General features: G+C 41.7%; 16 protein-coding genes and 1 tRNA gene. 10 read left to right on the top strand and 7 right to left on the bottom strand.

Features of this window, described 5'->3' with window-relative positions:
- Nucleotides 1-11 precede the first annotated feature (11 nt).
- Nucleotides 12-686, bottom strand: a complete 675-nt coding sequence (gene coaE / locus Q0605_RS03835; protein ID WP_298704393.1) for a dephospho-CoA kinase — start codon at nt 684-686, stop codon at nt 12-14.
- 73 nt (nt 687-759) lie between these two features.
- Here coaE and purM point away from each other — a divergent pair, with 73 nt between their 5' ends.
- Complete coding sequence (purM, locus tag Q0605_RS03830) at nt 760-1,743, top strand: phosphoribosylformylglycinamidine cyclo-ligase (RefSeq protein ID WP_298704392.1); 984 nt, start codon at nt 760-762, stop codon at nt 1,741-1,743.
- Nucleotides 1,744-1,787: 44 nt separating this feature from the next.
- Nucleotides 1,788-2,153, top strand: a complete 366-nt coding sequence (locus Q0605_RS03825; RefSeq protein WP_298704390.1) for an Imm10 family immunity protein — start codon at nt 1,788-1,790, stop codon at nt 2,151-2,153.
- 457 nt (nt 2,154-2,610) lie between these two features.
- Here Q0605_RS03825 and Q0605_RS03820 read toward each other — a convergent pair whose 3' ends face one another.
- A complete protein-coding gene (locus Q0605_RS03820) occupies nt 2,611-3,756 on the bottom strand; it encodes an iron-containing alcohol dehydrogenase (RefSeq protein ID WP_297997127.1) in 1,146 nt (381 codons plus the stop codon).
- Between the two features lie 291 nt (nt 3,757-4,047).
- Here Q0605_RS03820 and Q0605_RS03815 point away from each other — a divergent pair, with 291 nt between their 5' ends.
- From Q0605_RS03815 to Q0605_RS03785, 7 genes are all read left to right on the top strand, one after another.
- Complete coding sequence (locus Q0605_RS03815) at nt 4,048-4,632, top strand: restriction endonuclease subunit S (RefSeq protein WP_298704388.1); 585 nt, start codon at nt 4,048-4,050, stop codon at nt 4,630-4,632.
- Nucleotide 4,633: 1 nt separating this feature from the next.
- Nucleotides 4,634-6,124 (top strand): type I restriction-modification system subunit M, encoded by a 1,491-nt coding sequence (locus tag Q0605_RS03810; protein WP_298704386.1) that lies wholly within the window; start codon nt 4,634-4,636, stop codon nt 6,122-6,124.
- On the top strand, nt 6,121-7,326 hold the full coding sequence (locus Q0605_RS03805; RefSeq protein ID WP_298704384.1) for a hypothetical protein: 1,206 nt from the start codon (nt 6,121-6,123) through the stop codon (nt 7,324-7,326). The genes Q0605_RS03810 and Q0605_RS03805 overlap by 4 nt, the downstream gene beginning before the upstream one ends.
- Before the next feature lie 63 nt (nt 7,327-7,389).
- Complete coding sequence (locus Q0605_RS03800; RefSeq protein WP_298704382.1) at nt 7,390-8,589, top strand: restriction endonuclease subunit S; 1,200 nt, start codon at nt 7,390-7,392, stop codon at nt 8,587-8,589.
- Nucleotides 8,586-9,545, top strand: coding sequence for a hypothetical protein (locus Q0605_RS03795; protein WP_298704380.1), 960 nt, complete (start codon nt 8,586-8,588; stop codon nt 9,543-9,545). Before Q0605_RS03800 ends, Q0605_RS03795 begins: the two co-directional genes overlap by 4 nt.
- Nucleotides 9,520-12,597, top strand: coding sequence for a type I restriction endonuclease subunit R (locus Q0605_RS03790; RefSeq protein WP_298704378.1), 3,078 nt, complete (start codon nt 9,520-9,522; stop codon nt 12,595-12,597). Before Q0605_RS03795 ends, Q0605_RS03790 begins: the two co-directional genes overlap by 26 nt.
- Nucleotides 12,587-13,249: a SprT family zinc-dependent metalloprotease gene (locus tag Q0605_RS03785; protein ID WP_298704376.1), complete on the top strand. Its 663-nt coding sequence runs from the start codon at nt 12,587-12,589 to the stop codon at nt 13,247-13,249. Before Q0605_RS03790 ends, Q0605_RS03785 begins: the two co-directional genes overlap by 11 nt.
- Nucleotides 13,250-13,324: 75 nt before the next feature.
- Here Q0605_RS03785 and Q0605_RS03780 read toward each other — a convergent pair whose 3' ends face one another.
- Nucleotides 13,325-14,038 (bottom strand): rhodanese-like domain-containing protein, encoded by a 714-nt coding sequence (locus Q0605_RS03780; protein ID WP_298704374.1) that lies wholly within the window; start codon nt 14,036-14,038, stop codon nt 13,325-13,327.
- Nucleotides 14,039-14,389: 351 nt separating this feature from the next.
- Nucleotides 14,390-14,466 (bottom strand) — tRNA-Met (locus tag Q0605_RS03775).
- A gap of 70 nt (nt 14,467-14,536) precedes the next feature.
- Here Q0605_RS03775 and Q0605_RS03770 point away from each other — a divergent pair.
- A complete protein-coding gene (locus tag Q0605_RS03770) occupies nt 14,537-15,100 on the top strand; it encodes a LemA family protein (RefSeq protein ID WP_298704372.1) in 564 nt (187 codons plus the stop codon).
- A gap of 362 nt (nt 15,101-15,462) precedes the next feature.
- On the opposite strand, the gene ybaK is transcribed toward Q0605_RS03770, so the two are convergent.
- From ybaK to Q0605_RS03755, 3 genes are read right to left on the bottom strand one after another with little or no spacing between them, the layout of a single operon-like run.
- Nucleotides 15,463-15,936 carry a Cys-tRNA(Pro) deacylase gene (gene ybaK / locus Q0605_RS03765; protein ID WP_298704370.1) on the bottom strand — a complete coding sequence of 158 codons (474 nt, stop codon included), beginning with the start codon at nt 15,934-15,936 and terminating at the stop codon, nt 15,463-15,465.
- A gap of 15 nt (nt 15,937-15,951) precedes the next feature.
- Nucleotides 15,952-16,713, bottom strand: coding sequence for a pseudouridine synthase (locus Q0605_RS03760; RefSeq protein ID WP_298704428.1), 762 nt, complete (start codon nt 16,711-16,713; stop codon nt 15,952-15,954).
- Nucleotides 16,714-16,721: 8 nt separating this feature from the next.
- On the bottom strand, nt 16,722-17,624 hold the full coding sequence (locus Q0605_RS03755; RefSeq protein WP_298704427.1) for a KpsF/GutQ family sugar-phosphate isomerase: 903 nt from the start codon (nt 17,622-17,624) through the stop codon (nt 16,722-16,724).
- Between the last annotated feature and the right edge of the window lie 75 nt (nt 17,625-17,699).

The raw sequence follows: 17,699 nt of genomic DNA, 5'->3' as shown, positions 1-17,699 counted from the left end.
CGCGCAAAGGGCTAAATTTCATATTCTAGCTCTTTTAAAAATCTCTCTACCCCAGCCTTAAGCGCAAAAAGATCGCCTCCGTTATCTATCACAAAATCCGCCATAGCGCGCTTTTGCTCGATATCCGTTTGCAGCTCCACGCGGTGCTTTGCAGCGGCATGATCGAGCCCGTTTCGCTTCATTACGCGCGAAATTAGCGTATCTTTAGGCGCATAAACGACCGCCACTTTGTCAAAAAACTCATATCTCTTGCCCTCGAAAAACAGCGGAATATCGACGAAGTAAAGCTTTCCTTTCGCCTCCAAAGCCTGCGCCTGCGATAAAATTTCAGCCGTTATCTTCGGATGCAGCAGCGCTTCGAGCTTTGCAAGCTCTGCAGGGTTTTTAAACACCAGCTCGCCTAGTTTTTTGCGGTCCACCGAGGCGCGGGGGTCGGATGAAATTTCCTCATCCGATCTAAAGTTAAATTCCGCCTGGGGGTTCAAATTTGCAGCCTGTACGTCTTTTTGCACGACGTATTGCGCTCCGAAAATTTCAGCCACCTGCGCGGCGCAGCGATCCAAAACCAGGTGCGAAATCTTATCGGCATCGATGATCTCAAATCCGCGATCACGAAGCAGCTCGCAAACCGCGCTCTTGCCGCTACCGATGCTGCCCGTGATGACGACGGCGTGTTTAAATTTCAAGGTGGACCTTTATAGCGTTTTTATTCGATTTTAGCTAAAATCTGCGAAATTATACCATCTTGGAGGATAAAATTTGATAAGCTACAAAGACGCTGGCGTCGATATAGACGCGGGAAATGACTTCGTAGAGGCGATAAAACCGTTCGTCAAAAGGGCGCAAACTCCGCACGTTTTGGGCGGTATCGGCTCGTTTAGCGGTGCGGTGAGACTGCCTGCCGGCTACAAAAAGCCCGCTATCCTTGGCGCCACCGACGGCGTGGGTACAAAGCTGCGACTCGCGATCGACGCGCGTAAATTTGACGGCGTCGGCCAGGACCTCGTCGCGATGTGCGTAAATGATCTCATCTGTAACTTCGCCGAGCCGCTATTTTTCCTTGACTATTACGCGACGGCAAAGCTTGAGATCGCGGATGCCAAAGAGGTCGTAAAAAGCATCGCCGAGGGCTGCAAACTCGCGCGCTGCGCGCTGATCGGCGGCGAGACGGCTGAGATGCCCTCGATGTATGAGAAAGGCGACTTCGACCTTGCAGGCTTTGCCGTGGGTATCGCCGAGGAGGACGAGATCGACCGCAGCAAGTTCGTCCGCGAGGGCGACGTACTCATTGCGCTTCCTAGTAGCGGCCTGCACTCAAACGGCTTCTCTCTCGCGCGCAAAGTGGTCGCCGAGCTGGGGCTAAAATTTGACGACAAAGTGGACGGTCGCGCGCTCATCGACGTACTTTTGGAACCGACCAGGATTTACGTCGGCGACTTTTTAAATTTAAAAGACAAGATCAACGCGCTCGCGCATATTACGGGCGGCGGCATCGTGGAAAATCTGCCGCGCGTATTTCCAGAGGGGCTGGGTGCAAAGATCGAGCACGCCGCAATCCGCACGCCTGAAATCTTTAAAATCATAGCGCAAAAGGTAGAGCCTGCCGAGATGATGAGGACGTTTAACATGGGCGTAGGCATGATCGTCGTAGCACCAAAAGAGAATGCGGACTTTGTGCTGGCAAATACCGATGGATACGTTATCGGCGAGGTTGTAAAAGGTAAGGGTGCGCAGCTCGTGTAAATTTGAAGCGGTAAAATTTGCCGTTTTTTGCCAAAGCAGAATTTATGTTTAGACTAAATTTTAAAGCAGGTGTTGCGACCGCTTCCAAAAATAGCGCCGAGAATTATTATATTATAGGCCTAGCAGACAACAAGTACGACTATAAGAACTATCTGCTTTTCCAAAGACCGATCAAGCTCGGGCGATATGAGGACACAGACGCACCGCATAACGGCTTATACGCAGAGTGCAATGGCGATGTATGCTATAACGGCTGCAAGGCTGTGAAAATCACTAGCGAGCTTATCGTTTTTGAAGTCCAAGATAGCGTCATCGCCGTGGATATCAGCGGCGTTAAAATTCCCAAACGCTTCATTCAGTATTGTAAAGAAATTTTCGGCGATCTGCTTAGCATCGAGAGGCAAATTTAAATACGCAGCGGCACGCAAAAGCAAATTTCGCAATCACAAATATAAAGCCGAGATTAAAATTTAACGAGCGAATTTTTAGATAGCGCAGGATAAGGGCGTTTAAGCAAAGCCATTAAACGCGATAAAACTTCTCGCCGGAGTAAAATTTATTGTGAAATTTGCGCATCAAATTCGATGCAAGTATTATGTGGCAAAATTTACCCTTCCAAACATAGCTAAATTTCGTGCTCGATCCGCCGCCGCCTGCGCTTTAAATCTAGACGCGCCGCTTATCGTCTCTACCTTCTCATAGCGAGCCCCGCGGATTTAAGGGACGCAAGACGATCATCTCGCTATCCGCGCAGCCGATTATTTTTTAGGAAGGATAATCGCTAGCGCGCCCACACTACCGCCTGCTTTTTTGAAAAAGGGCGATCGCTCGCCCCTTCGATTTAAATTTTATCTATGCGCTAGCGCCTTATTTTGCAAAATCTAAAATTTTAGCGATATTTTCACGGCTGTAAAGCTCCGCCATATTCCACGCTTTGGCGTTTGTCGTGGCTACGTCTATGACCTCGTCTAGCACCTTGCCTTCGATGCCAAGCTGCGCGAGGCTGGTCGGCGTATCGATCTTATCAAACCACGCTTTAAGCGCCGTAATACCTTCATCTGCGCTTTTAAGGCCAAAAATTTCACGAGCGAAACGCTCAAACGCGCTTAAATTCCTATCCTTATACCACCTCATCCACGCAGGCATTACCACGCTAAGACCGGCTCCGTGCGCGCAGTCCACGACCGCACTCATCGCGTGCTCGATCATATGATTCGGATAGCCGAAGCCGCCCACACCCACGTAAGTTAGTCCGTTTAGCGCCATCGTCGCAGCCCACGCAAACTCGGCGCGCGCGTCGTAATCGCTCGGATCTGCAAGCAGAGCTTCGGTCGTGCGGATGACGGTTTTGATGTTTGCTTCGATATAGGCTCGTACGATCTCCGGGTGGACGCTAGCGGTAAAATACCCCTCGATGCTGTGCGCGATGATGTCGCTCGCACTATATACGAGATACTCGCGGCTGACGGTTGCTTGCAGCTGCGGGTTTATGACCGAGACCTTCGGGTATAGACACGGCGCGCTGATCGGGTATTTTTGCTTAGTCTGCTCCTTGGTCACCACGCCGCCGCAGTTCATCTCCGAGCCCGTCGCGGCAAGGGTGATGATATCAAAAATTTTAAGCGCGGCGCTTGGGCTTTTGCCGGTGAAAAAATCCCACACGTCGCCCTCGTAGCAAGCGCCCGCGGCTACGGCTTTTGCCGAGTCCAGCACGCTTCCGCCGCCCACAGCAAGCACGCTATCGGCGCCGAATTCTTTAGCGAGCTTGATCGCTTCGTTTACCTTGCTTAGCACAGGATTTGATTTTATGCCGCCAAGCTGGGTAAATTCTATACCGCTTGCCTTTAAGCTGCTCTCCACGACGCCCATCAGACCGCTCTTTCGTACGCGCTCGCTGCCGTATAGTACGAGAGCTTTTTTCGCGCCCGCTTCCTTCATATACTGCCCGATATGCTCCTCTTTACCCTTGCCAAATTCTATCCTCACGGGGTTGCAAAAACTAAAATTTGTCATCTTTTCTCCTTTAAATAAAGTTCGCCAAATTATAGCCTTTTTTAAAATTTTGCGGTAGCACGATACTCCAAATTCCTTGCCTAATCGTGCAAATTTGATATAACCCAAGTAAATTGCACAAATTTTAAAGGGGCTTAGAGTGAGTGTCGCCGCTAACCTTAATATTAGCTCGCGCTTTGCATAAAATATATACTATTTCTAAAATCATACAAAGACCTCTTGACATTTTCTATATTATTCGATAAACTTCGATTAGTATTATTTATAAGTAATACATAAAAAGGTTTTATGATGATAAAATTAAATGACATAGCTGAAATAAAAACCGGACTAGTGTTAAGTAGGAAAAAGGCTGAAGCACATACCCCGTCTGGGTACTCGTATAAAATTGTATCGCTAAAGTCGTTTGCCGAAAATGCCATTTACGACAACTCGTTTGCAGATGAGTTTATATCAAATGAGCAAATAAACGATGACTATAAAGTAAGCCCAGGCGATGTTTTACTGCGACTTAGAGAGCCGAATTTCGCCGTTTATATAGACAAGGAGTATGACTATCTTATCTATTCGTCTTTGATGGTTCGCATAAGGGTTAAAAGCGGTAAATTTGATCCGCATTTTTTGGCGCACTATCTAAATAGTAGCGCCGTTAAAAAAGCCCTTGCGCCCGATGTTTCAGGCACTGCCATAGCGATGATAAGCGTTGCTAGTATAAATAATCTAAAAATACCGCTTGTAAATTTGCAAACTCAAAACAAGATAGTAAAATACCTAAATTTGGTCCGCCAAGAGAGCGAAATTTTACAAAATTTAGCAGCCCAAAAGCAAAAATACCACAAAAGCATATTTGAAAATTTAATAAAAGAGGAGAACTAAAATGCAAAAGACCACGCAAGAGACCATAAATAACGTAGTTTGGAAGGCTTGCGACACATTTCGCGGTACGATGGACGGAAGCGACTATAAAGACTATGTTTTAACTATGCTTTTCGTCAAGTACCTATCTGATTTTTACAAAGAAAAGCTGGGGCAGCTAAGAGCCGAGTACGGCGACAAGACCGACAGGATCGAAGCAAAGCTAAAGAAAGAGAAATTTAAGCTTGATGAGAGTTGTACGTTTGAGTATCTTTTGGCGCACAAAGAGGCTGCAAATTTAGGCGAGATAATGAACAAAACTCTAGAAAAGATCGAAGAAGACAATAAAGATAAGCTTGAAGGTATCTTTAGAAGCATCGACTTTAACAACAAAAACAAGCTCGGCGACACAAAAGAGAGAAACGCTATCTTGCAAAATTTGCTCGAGGATTTTAGTGATACTAGGCTAGATCTTCGTCCATCTATGCTTGAGGGCAACGACATAATAGGCGACGCATACGAGTATCTTATAGCTCATTTTGCAAGCGACGCAGGTAAAAAAGGCGGAGAGTTTTATACGCCAAGCGAGGTTTCGACGCTTCTTGCAAAGCTGGTTGAGCCAAAAGAGGGCGACATGATCTACGATCCGACTTGCGGCTCTGGCTCGCTTCTTATCAAGGCTTCAAAAGAGGTCGGTAGCAAAAATTTCCGCCTTTACGGACAGGAGAAAAACGGACAAACTCACGCGCTTTGCAAGATGAATATGTTCTTGCACGAGATAAACGACGCTGTCATCGAGTGGGGCGACACGATTAGAAACCCGCTACATCTGCAAGATAACCTCATCAAGACATTTGATATAGTCGTGGCAAATCCACCATTTAGCCTTGATAAATGGGGTGCTGATTTTGCTCAAAACGATCCTTTTATGAGATTTGTTAGCTATGCTTTACCGCCTAAGAGCAAGGGCGACTACGCATTTGTCGTGCATATGATAAAAAGCCTAAACAATAACGGCAAAATGGGCGTCGTGCTTCCGCATGGAGTGCTATTTCGTAGGGCAAATGAGGGCAAGATCCGCCAAAAGCTGATCGAAGAAAATTTGCTTGACGCAGTCATCGGACTACCGGCAAATTTATTTTACGGCACTACTATACCTGCCTGCATACTCGTTTTTAAGAAAAGCCGCGCAAACGAAGACGTGCTATTTATCGACGCTAGCAAAGAATTTGAAAAAGGCAAAAACCAAAACTCGCTAACTGAGCAAAATATCGAAAAGATAGTCTCCACCTATAAAAATAGAAGCGAGATAGAAAAATACTCCCACCTAGCAAGCCTTAGCGAGATAAAAGAGAACGACTACAACCTAAATATCCCTCGCTACGTCGATACTTTTGAAGAAGAAGAGGCTATTGATATCGAGGTGACGAAAGCTGAGATTTCACGCCTTGAAGCCGAGCTAAAAAGCGTTCAAAACAAGATGAGCGAGTATCTTGCGGAGCTTGGATTATGAAAATAGATACATTGGAAAAATTTTTACAAGAGATAACATATCTTGATAAAAATACTGATATTTATAAAATTTATAGAAGTTTTTTAAGTGATTGTATTGATTCTTCTGAATTTTCATTTATTGTAGGCACGAATGATTCTTTGGGGGTTAAAAACAGCAACAAATTAAGAGAATTTCATGGTACTTATGATTTAGAAGGTGGTAAAAACAAAATATATGTATACGATAGTATTTCTGATTTTGACTATATTTTGTATCTAGATAAAGATTTTACTGAGCAAATTCCGATTTACTTCCATATTATTTTAGATGCAAATTTAATTGGAATTTTTAGTAATTTTATTGAAACAAATGGCGAAATATCAAATAGTTTGATAGAAAAAATATTAAATAGTGATAATATAGATATTGATTTTTTATTCTATATGTTTGAAGATACTTTGAATCCAAATAAGTCAAACCAAGAAAAATCACTCAAAAAAATAGAAAATTTATGTAAATTTAAAAGCATTTATAGGGATGAATATAGAAAAAGCAAAACATTGAAAATAAACGAACACCATAGTCAAGGAATTTATAACTTACTGATAGGTAACGCCAGTATTTTACGTGATAACATGATTTGCGATTATAATTTTATATATTCCTATCTTATTTTAGCCTATATAGAAAAAATAAGTAATAATTTTGATTTAGAAAAATCTGCATTAAATATATACAATTTAATGAAAGCAAATGGAACAAAATTTATTGACCTTTTTTGTTTTATCTACGAATATCTTTCAAAAAATACAAGTGATTCATTCTTTAAAATTGATAAAAACAGCCAATATGATAGTGTTGTAAAAACGATAAAAAGCATGAGTTGGGATATATTTTATTATTATTCGTCGAGGTATTTTATTACTCAAAATGGTATGTCAGATGTTAAATTTGCTTATCCAATTTTTGCCACAACAGACAAAGCTTTTACACAAAATTATAGGAACTTTTTTAATCATAAAATTGGCTTAATCGAGAATACTGCAGAAGGAAAAAAATTTAAAAGTATTAGTCTGCTAAATAAGGAAATTTTAGATTTTTTTAACAAGTTTAATGTTGATCAAATTCAAAATGCAAACAGTGATGAAAAACAAGAAAAATCAAAACAGTTAAAACAAATGGCGGATGATTATTTAAAAAAAGTAAAAGGTGTATATTAATGTATGGCGTGGTTATCAATAAAACAATCTTGATAAATTTGCGAAATGGTTGGAGAGTTAAAAATGAAAAGCGAATTTAAAAATTTACCGAGCGGGTGGAGGGTCGTGAGGCTTGGGGAAATTTCAAGCAGAATAACCCGCAGAAATCAAGACAACAGATGTCAAAATGTGCTTACTATCTCGGCACAATCTGGATTGATTAGCCAAACTGATTTTTTTAACAAGCAAGTTGCAAGTAAAGATTTATCGAGCTATATTTTATTGCGTAAGGGAGATTTTGCTTACAATAAAAGCTATTCGACCGGATATAGTTTTGGTGCTTTTAAAAGACTGAAATTTTATGATGAGGGTGTCGCATCACCACTTTATATCTACTTTAAATTTAATGATGATATTTGTTCTGATTTTTTTGAGTTTTACTTTGATGGTGGACAAGCAAATAGGCAAATAAAAGACATAGTTCAAGAAGGTGCCAGAAACCATGGTCTATTAAATTTAAGTATTGATGATTTTTTTAATATAAAGTTATGCATGCCTCCATTAGACGAGCAAGAAAAGATAGCGGAAATTTTATCTACTTGGGATGATGCTATAAATTTAACTATAAATTTGATAGAAAACAAAAAGCAGTTTAAAAAAGCTCTTATGCAAAATTTACTTACAGCCAAAATCCGCTTTCCTGAATTCAAAGACGAGTGGCAAAAGATAAAAATGAACGATATTGTTATTGAAATAGATGAACGAAGTACTACAAGTAATCAATATGAAATTTTGTCAGTTACATTAAATGGCATAGTTCCGCAAAATACTCATTTTAAAAAAAGCATAGCTAGTCAAGACAACACAGGGTACAAAATTTTACGTTACGGAAATTTGGTTATTGGTATGAATTTGTGGATGGGCGGCTTAGATGTTTTAATAAATAAAGATATTGGGATCGTATCCCCTGCTTATAGAATTTTTAAGATTGATGACGGATGTAATATGTACTTTTTAAAAAATTTTATAAAGACTAAAAAAATGTTAAAACTATATGTCTTACACTCAGAACAAGGTGCGAGTATTGTTAGAAGAAATTTAAATTTGGCGGAACTATTAGAAGAAAAAATTAAACTACCAAATTTAAAAGAACAACAAAAAATCGCAGAAGTTTTAACGGCTTGTGATGATGAGATAAATTTACTAAATTTAAAGCTAGAAAATTTAAAAAAGCAAAAACAAGGCTTGATGCAAAAACTACTAAACGGAGAGGCGAGAGTATGAAAGAGCAAAAAGTATTTAAAAGTCAATTTATAATTCATTACTATTTAAGTGATAATTCGCATTCTATGAATACTTTTGTAAGAAATACCATAGAAAAAGATTTTTTAAATATTATTAATACTATTAGTTCTTTACTTGGTCTTGAAATTAAATTGGAAAGTAGGGCTGCAAAAGAAGGTGGTTTTATTGAAATTTTAGACATTATGGAGGCACACCCTATTTCATCAACGATTATAGCTTCATCGACAGGATATGTTATTAAACAACTTTTGGAAGTAATAAAATATTGTTTAAGTGGCACGCACAAAAAGAATAAGCTTGAAAATAAAAAATTAGAATTAGAAATTTTAAAGATTAAGAGAGAGTCTGCGGAAATAGACGACAATCAGTTAGAGCAAAAACTAGCAAGACCGATTTCAAATTACTATGCAAAAATAGAAAAATACGAAAAAATAAAAGCAGTTGGATTTGGAAATACAATAAATAACGAATGCCTAGTTCAAAGAGATAAATTTAGAGATTTTATATTAACCTACGATAAAGAAGAGGAAATAGATGATGATGCGAACATAGAACTAATATCACCTGTTTTAAAAGAAGGTAGGTATAAATGGCGCGGAATTTATAAAAATGAAAGCATAGATTTTAGTATGGGTGATAGCAAATTTAAAAACGATATCATAGACGGAAGGTATGATTTTGGCAATGGATCATTTATCAATTGTCAATTATTTATAACAAAAGCATACGATGAATTTGGAAATGAGTGCAAAAATAGATCCTATAGGGTTGCTAAAGTATATAAAACAAAGAGAGACAATTCAAATAATTGGTTGGCTACTCACAAGGGGCTATTAAAACAAAAAAATAATTTTAAGGAACGTATAAGCCTAAAGATTTATTTTCGGATTATTAAAATAAGGATACCAAATGACCCCAGATACTTCAGAAAATAAAATCCAGCAAAACAGCATAAATTTACTACAAAATTTGGGATATAAATTTATAAGCAGAGAAGAAAATCTAAAGCTTCGTGGCGGCAAGTCTAGCGAGGTTTTGTTTAGAGAAATTTTGATCAAAAAGCTTGACGAGATAAACGGCTACGAGTATAAGGGCAAGCGATATAAATTTAGCCAAAGCAGTATATTAAAAGCAGTCGATGAGCTAGCGGGAGTTTCACTAAACGAAGGGCTAATGATCGCAAACGAAAAGATCACGAATTTACTCTTGCTTGGCACTAGCTTAGAGGAAAATTTAGAGGACGGCACAAAGAGGAGCTTCTCTTTTAAATTTATAGACTTTGAAAATTTGCAAAACAACGACTTTTATGTAACGGAAGAATTTGAAGTAAGCAGGGCAAATCAAGGCGAGGCACAAAAACACAGAAGGCCCGATCTCGTGCTTTTTATAAACGGCATACCCATAGTCGTAATCGAGCTTAAAAAATCAAGCGTGAGCCTTGAAAACGGCATAAAACAGCTAGAAAAAGAGCAGGGCAAAGAGGAAATCCCACATCTTTTTAAATGCATCCAACTAACTATCGCCGCAAACGGCAGCGAGGCAAGATACGGCACAACTGGCACGCCGTTTAAATTTTATAGCGTGTGGAAAGAGCAAGAAGGCGCAAATGAGAACCTAAAGGGCGCGATAAAAGATAGAAAGATAAGCACGCTTGATACTACGCTTTTTGCGCTACTATCTAAAGATAGGCTACTAAGGCTAATTAGGCACTATATATTATTTGATAAAAAGGTGAAAAAGGTTTGTAGATATCAGCAGTTTTTCGCTATCGAAGAGACGCTAAAGCGAGTATCGGTGAAAAAAGAGGGCGTAAGAGTGGGCGGACTAATCTGGCACACGCAAGGAAGCGGTAAATCGCTCACAATGGTAATGCTAACAAAGCTTTTAAAGCAAATTTATCCAAATTCAAAAATCATCGTCGTAACCGACAGGATAGATCTAGATGAGCAGATACACGAGACTTTTAAAAACACGGATATAAAAGCAGGGCGAGCAAGCAGCGGAAGCGATCTGATAGAAAAGCTACAAAGCGGCGTTAGCGTGATAACTACGCTCGTGCATAAATTTGAAAAGGTGCAAAGCCAAAAGGTAGTGATAAGAGATAGCGATATATTTGTGCTAGTGGATGAGAGCCACCGCACACAAGGCGGCGATCTGCATAAGGCTATGAAAAAGGCGTTGCCTCTTGCTTGTTATATAGGATTTACCGGGACGCCGCTTTTAAAGCGTGAGAAAAATAGCTTTGCCAAATTTGGCGGAGAGATACATAGATATACGATAGACGATGCGGTCAAAGACGGAGCTGTTTTACCGCTACTTTATGAGGGTCGATACGTGGGTCAAGAGGTGCTAGACTCTGATGGGCTAACTAGGAAATTTGATCTCATATCAAAAGAGCTAAGCGATGAGGCTAAAAGAGACCTGCAACAAAAGTGGGCGAGGTTTGAGCGTGTAGCTTCGAGTGAGCAAAGGCTAGAGCTCATAGCGGTTGATATAAATGAGCATTTTAAAAAGAGTTTAAAGATGACAAATGGCGGTTTTAAGGCGATGCTTGCAGCACAAAGAAAATACGACGCCATAAAATATCATCAGATATTTGAAGAGTACGGAGAGATAAGGACTGCTTACGTGATCTCAAACAACGAGCACGAGGAACTTGAGGGCGGACATAAAGAGTACGTCGCAAAGGCGTGGCAAGATACGATAAAAGAGTACGGCAGCGAAGAGGCGTATCTAAAGTACGTAAAAGACGAATTTGTTAACGGCGACGAGATAGACTTGCTTATCGTCGTGGATAAGCTTTTAACGGGATTTGACGCGCCAAGAGCAAGCACGCTTTATATAGATAAACAGCTAAAAGAGCATAATCTGCTTCAGGCCATAGCTAGGGTAAATAGGCTTTATGACGGAAAAGATTATGGCTATATTATTGATTATAGAGGGCTTTTAGGCGAGCTTGATGAAGCGCTTACTAGCTATGCGTCGCTAAGTGGTTTTGACCCGGAGGATCTAAGTGGAGCCGTGATAGACGTAAGAAGCGAGATAATAAAGGCAAAGACCTACTATACTCATTTAGACGGGCTTTTTAGCGATGTCAAATTTAAAGACGACTTAGAAAGCTATGTGGCGGTTTTAGAGGACGTGCAAAAAAGAGACGACTTTAAAGAGTGGCTGTCGCAGTTTGCTAGAGCTTTTAAACTAGCGCTTTCGAGTGAGAAAATTTGCGATATCTTAAGCGAAGAGGAGATAAAAGCTTATAAGCAAAAGGTTAAATTTTATAACGAACTAAGAAAGACGGTGCAACTAAGATATCATGAGGCTTGCGACTTTGGTAAATACGAAGCGCAGATGCAAAAGCTACTCGATACTTATGTGAGCGCAAAAGAAGTCAATGAGCTTACGAAGCTCGTAAATATCTTTGAGACGGAATTTGATGATGAGGTGCAAAGAGTCGAGGGCAAAAATGCAAAAGCCGATACGATAATCAGCGCCGTAAGTGCGGTGGTAAAAGAAAAAATGGAGTCAAATCCGGCGTTTTATAAATCAATAGCCAAACAGATACAAGACGTCATCGACGAGTATAAGGCTAAAAGACTTAGCGAAGAAGAAAAACTTGCCAAAGCAAAACAGTTAAAGGATCTGATAACAGGAGCTTTAAAACCAAACGAAGATAGATATCCAAAAGAGTTTAACGGCAAGAAAATTTTGTTTGCCATTTATGATAACTTGCTTGATATTTTAGGCAATGTGGAGCTTGAGGGTATAGAGTCGGTTGCTGAAAATTTGAGTATGAAATTTTATGAAATTTACGAGCAGGCCTCTAAAAAGCCCGAATGGCATAAAAATGTGGACGTGGAAAACGAGATAACAAGCGCGATGGAGGATGCTCTTTGGGACGTAGAGGATGAATACGGTGTTTCTATCGACGATAAAGAGAAAATTTATCAAACTATCCGTGGTATAGGGATAAGCTTTTATGCAAAGTGACGTAAAAATCATCAAAAAAGATGTAAAAAATATCACTTTAAAAGTTAGACCAAACGGCGAAGCGATACTAACCGCGCCAAATTCAGCAAGCGATGAGCATATAAAATTTATCATGCAAAAAAGAGCCAAGTGGATATCGCAAAAACGGGCGTTTTTTGCTTCGTTTAAGACGCCGCAAAAAGAGTATGTAAGCGGTGAGGATTTTAGGTATCTTGGGCGAAGCTACCGGTTAAAAGTGGTGCAGTCTAAGGAGGAGCGCGTAAAGCTACAAAGAGGTTATCTGGAGCTATTTGTAAAAGATAAAAGCGACCTAAAGCGAAAAGAAAATTTGATTTATGAGTGGTATCATGAAAAGGCGATGCTATATTTTTTTAACATCTTGCAAGAGTTTAACAAGATAGTAAAGCAAGATATCAAAAGCGTAAAAATAAGGCAGATGAAAACAAGATGGGGAAGCTGCAATCCCTATAAGTCATATATAAATTTAAACATAGAGCTCATCAAAAAACCAAAAGCGTGCATCGAATATGTAGTTTTTCATGAACTTGTTCATTTGGTGCACCCAAGTCACTCCAAACAATTTTACGATTATTTGTTTCTTTATATGAATGACTGGGAAAAGCGTAAGAAAATTTTAGAGCGCTCCCTCTGATATATAAATATTGCGAAAAAATAATGTTATGGATTTAGGCTTTTGAAATTTTACTTTAAAAGCCTAAATTCTAATTTACTTCACCAACTCGTAATTATACTCTTTCGTGCCGTCGAGTAGATTTGTGACGTTGTAGCCTCGCTCGTTTAGGGCTTTAGCGAGCTTGGCGCTGCGGTTGCCGCTGTAGCAGTGAGTAACGATAGTTTTATCTTTATTTGCTTCAAGCACATCTTTGTAGTTATCCACAGGCTCGCCGTCTGGGATGCTAATAGCGCCTTTCATATGTCCGGCGTCGTAGTCTTTTTTCTCTCTAACGTCGATGATTAAGACGTTTGGATCATTTGCGATCTTCTTAAATTCCTCCGCGTTTATGCTGCCGACCTTATACAGCTCGTAGTCGTACTGCTTCACGCCGGGCGCGTTCATAAGCATACTGAAGCCCTTTTGTTTAAGCAGATCAAGCGCCTTGCCGCTGCGATTGCCGGTGTTGCAATAAAGCACGACGTTTTTGTCTTTATAGGCGTTTATCTCGTCCAGCCTGCTCTCAAGCTCTCCAAGCGGGATGTTGATCGCGTGCTTTATGTGACCCGCAGCATATTCATCCGCGCTTCTAACGTCAATGACCAGATAATTTTCTTTCGCCCTATTGTCCTCCTCTATCGCCGATAGCGCCGCGCCGCTTATGGCGTAGCCGTTAGGCTGTTGCATCTCGGCGCTACAAGTCGCAAAAGATCCCAATGCCGCCAGCAAAACCGCGCTTTTTAAAATTTTGTGAGAAATAAATTTCATGTTTTTCCTTTGAATTTTAGCTTTTAAAGCGGGAGATTATATCAAAAAATTTAGCTAAATAGTGTGAATTTGTGCGGAATGTGATAGGTTATGCTGATACGGATTACCGATGTGAAAACGCGAAAGAGACTCGAATAAAAAACTTTTGCCAAAATATCTTAAAGGCTCGTAGGTAAAGATACTTTGCGTAAATTTATCTTTTAGAGACGGAGCAACAAATTCAAAAAAACTCACATTTGCCCGAAGGTAAATTTTATACTTTTGCCAATTTTCATTATTTTTCAAGTATAAGTAAGATATAATCTCGAACTTTTTTGAGGCACCGTTGCACTCTTAAAGGTAATTTGAAGATGGTGTCAAGAGAGAGACTTGAACTCTCGACCTCCGGCTTATGAGACCAGCGCTCTAACCAGCTGAGCTACCTTGACACGCGAAAAGAAATGGCAAGTATAGCTAAATATTCTTATTTTTAATTGAAACACTTTAAAAGGAGAGAAAATGAATGCGGCTTTGATTTTATTAGTCGTCATAGTTTTGTTAGTTCTGGCGTTAGTGGGCGTTTACAACTCGTTCATCGCTAAGCGCAACCAGGTACGAAATATCGCCTCCACCGTCGATACGCAGCTTAAAAAACGCTACGACCTAATCCCCAATCTAGTTAGCGCTACGCGCGAATACATGAGCCACGAAAGCGCAGTACTAACGCGCGTTAGCGAACTTCGCTCACAGGCGATCAACGCGGCTTCTAACGCGGATAAATTTAAGCTAAATAGCGAAATTTCGGCTCTTTTAGGGCAGATCCGCGTTGCGGTAGAGGCGTATCCAAACCTCAAGGCTAACGAATCGTTTGCTAAGCTACAAAACGCGTTAGGCGAGTGCGAGGAGCAGATCAGTGCCGCACGCCGCGCTTATAACGGCGCCGTTACAGTTTATAATAACGCCTGCGAGATGTTTCCTACTAACATCATCGCCAGCGTTTTCAACTTCGCTAAAGCGGAATTTTTCGCCGCTAGCGAGCAAGAAAAGCAAGCCCCGAACGTATCTGAGCTTTTCAAAAAATAGGCGCGAGATATAGAAAATTTGCGATGGAATTTTAAAATTTCATCGCAAACGACTCCAAACGCCGTGAGTCTAAATTTATAGTGAATAAAACGGATCACGCGCAAAGAGCGCGTTCTTAAAAGAGACTTGCCGCGCCCTGCGTACTCGTCATCTCGTTTGAGATATTTTGAGGCGCGCAGTACTTGGAATTTTAACAATAAAATTTTACGAAATTAATTTGATTTGTATTTTCTTGCCGCGCAGGAGTTTGTTTTAATAAATGGCACAACGCCAAATTTTAAAAGCCAAAATTTCGCGGTATAAATTTTAGCCAGCTTGCCGCCGCCGCTACTTACGCAAGCGGCAGCAAAAGTGACACTGCGTTAGTCATGCGTTATTTTACAAATTTGCGCCTCGGTAGCGGCGGCGAGGTCCTTTGGTGCGAGAGCGATCTGTTTTCCCCGCACGCCTGCGCTAACATAAATTTTCTCCTGCGTTAGCGCTTTTTCATCGATGAAAGTGCGGAAGTGCTTTTTCATACCGAGCGGCGAGCAGCCGCCCCTGACGTAGCCCGTGACCTTTTGCAAATCCTTCAAATCCATCAGCTCGCAACGCTTTGCCCCGCAGATGTGCGCAAGCGCCTTGAGATCCAAATTTAGATCGCCTTGCAGGCAGGCCACGACGTATTCGTGATCCGCTGTGCAAACTATCGTTTTATAGACCCGTTCAATCGGCTCGTTCACGCTGTTTGCAACATGCACCGCGTCTAAATTTAAAGGATCCACCGCGTATTCTTTGATCTCGTAAGGGATTTTCAGACCGTCCAGTACGCGCGCGGCGTTCGTCTTTGAGCTCATTTCGCCTCCTTAAATTTAATAGCGGATTTTGTTTTCTTTCAAAAAATCGCGCAGATCTTCGTATTCACTCTGATCAAAATAGCGCCATTTACCGGGCTTTAGCGTTCCAAGCGTCATTCTACCGAATGCCGTGCGCTTAAGCTCCACGACATCCAGATCAAAATGGCCGAAAAATCTTCGCAGCTCGCGGTTTTGACCTTCGTTGATGATCGCCTTTATCTTTGTATAACCGCCGCTGCTAGGCATTATGCGGTAGCCCAAAAAGGGCTTAAATTCCATCGATTTGATCTTACTCTTGGCGTGTGCGCCCTTGCTCGCATCTGCGGCAAAAAAGCCCTCGCGGATCGCCGTTACCACCTCATCTCTCACCTCGCCTTTTACCTTTAGATAGTACTCTCGCTCGATGTCGCTGTTCATCAGCGCCGTAGCGATCGCGGGCGCATCGGTCAGCAGCAAAAGCCCCTCGCTTGCAAAATCCAAACGCCCCACGCTAACAAATCTACTAAACCCCTCCGGCAAGCTATCGTAAATCGTCCGCCTGCCGCGATCGTCTTTTTTAGTAACTAACTCGCCTTTACGTTTGTTATAAACGATCATCGTAAATTCCGTCTTGGGCTTGATAAGGCGCGAGCCGATGCGGATCTTCTCCTCGCCGCTAACCTCTATAAAATCGCTAACGACGCGACCGTTAATGCTAACCTTGCCCTGCTTGATCAGCTCGTCCGCCTCACGGCGTGAGTAGGCGGTGTTATGGGAGATAAATTTATTCAGGCGCATCTTTTGCATTATTTTAGCCCCAGGCTCGTTAGATCGTGAATGTGTAAGATCCCCGCAGGCACGCCGTTTTCGACTACGGGTAGGACCTGGATTTTAAATTGCTCGATCAAATTTAGCGCGTCTATTGCGAGCATATTTTTATCGTCTAGCATTTTAGGGTTTTTGGTGGCATATTTTAGCGCGCCGTCATTGATGTCAAAATCCTCTCGCATCAGCGCACGCCGCAGATCGCCATCGCTTAAAATCGCCTCAAGCACGCCCTTTTCGTTCACTAACAAGACGGTGCCGAGCTTTCCGTGCGTCATAACGTCGATGGCTTGTTTTAGGCTGGCGTTACGGCTTGCGAGCGGCAAATTTTTGCTTTGCATCACGTCTTTTACTTTGACGAAAAGTCGCTTGCCGAGGCTTCCGCCGGGATGAAAATTTGCAAAATCTTCTTTGCCGAATCTACGCTGCCTCATCAAACAGATCGCTAACGCGTCTCCTAACGCAAGTGTTAGCGTCGTAGAAACCGTCGGCGCGGCGCCTAGCGGGCAGGCCTCTTTGACGATATTTAGGCTTATGAACTCATCGCTAACCTTGCCGAGCGAGCTGTTTTTATCGCGCGCCATCGCGATGATCTTCACACCGAAGCGTTTGAGATGAGGCAGAATTCTAACCAGCTCCTCGCTCTCGCCGCTAAAACTGATCGCAAGCACCATATCGTCCTTGCCGATCATACCCAGATCGCCGTGCAGCGCCTCGGTAGGATGGACGAAAAACGGGAACCAAACGTAAGACCAAATCACAATCTGCACAAACAGCGGCGTACCACGGAACAGCGTTACATACAGCAGCGAAACCTTACGCAAAACCCAAGCCAGCGCGCGCATGGGCGCACCCGCTTTTTCCAGATGAATCAAGCGCGCCAGCGCGAGCAGCAGACCAAATACGGAGCCGTCCTGCGTCGCAATCTTTTTGGTGCCATGCAGCCGAAGCCATGTGTT

It is taken from the genome of uncultured Campylobacter sp., from assembly GCF_938017705.1.
Classification (GTDB): domain Bacteria; phylum Campylobacterota; class Campylobacteria; order Campylobacterales; family Campylobacteraceae; genus Campylobacter_B.
The sequence above is the reverse complement of the archived record's forward strand: the minus strand, read 5'-3'. Positions and strand labels throughout refer to the sequence as shown.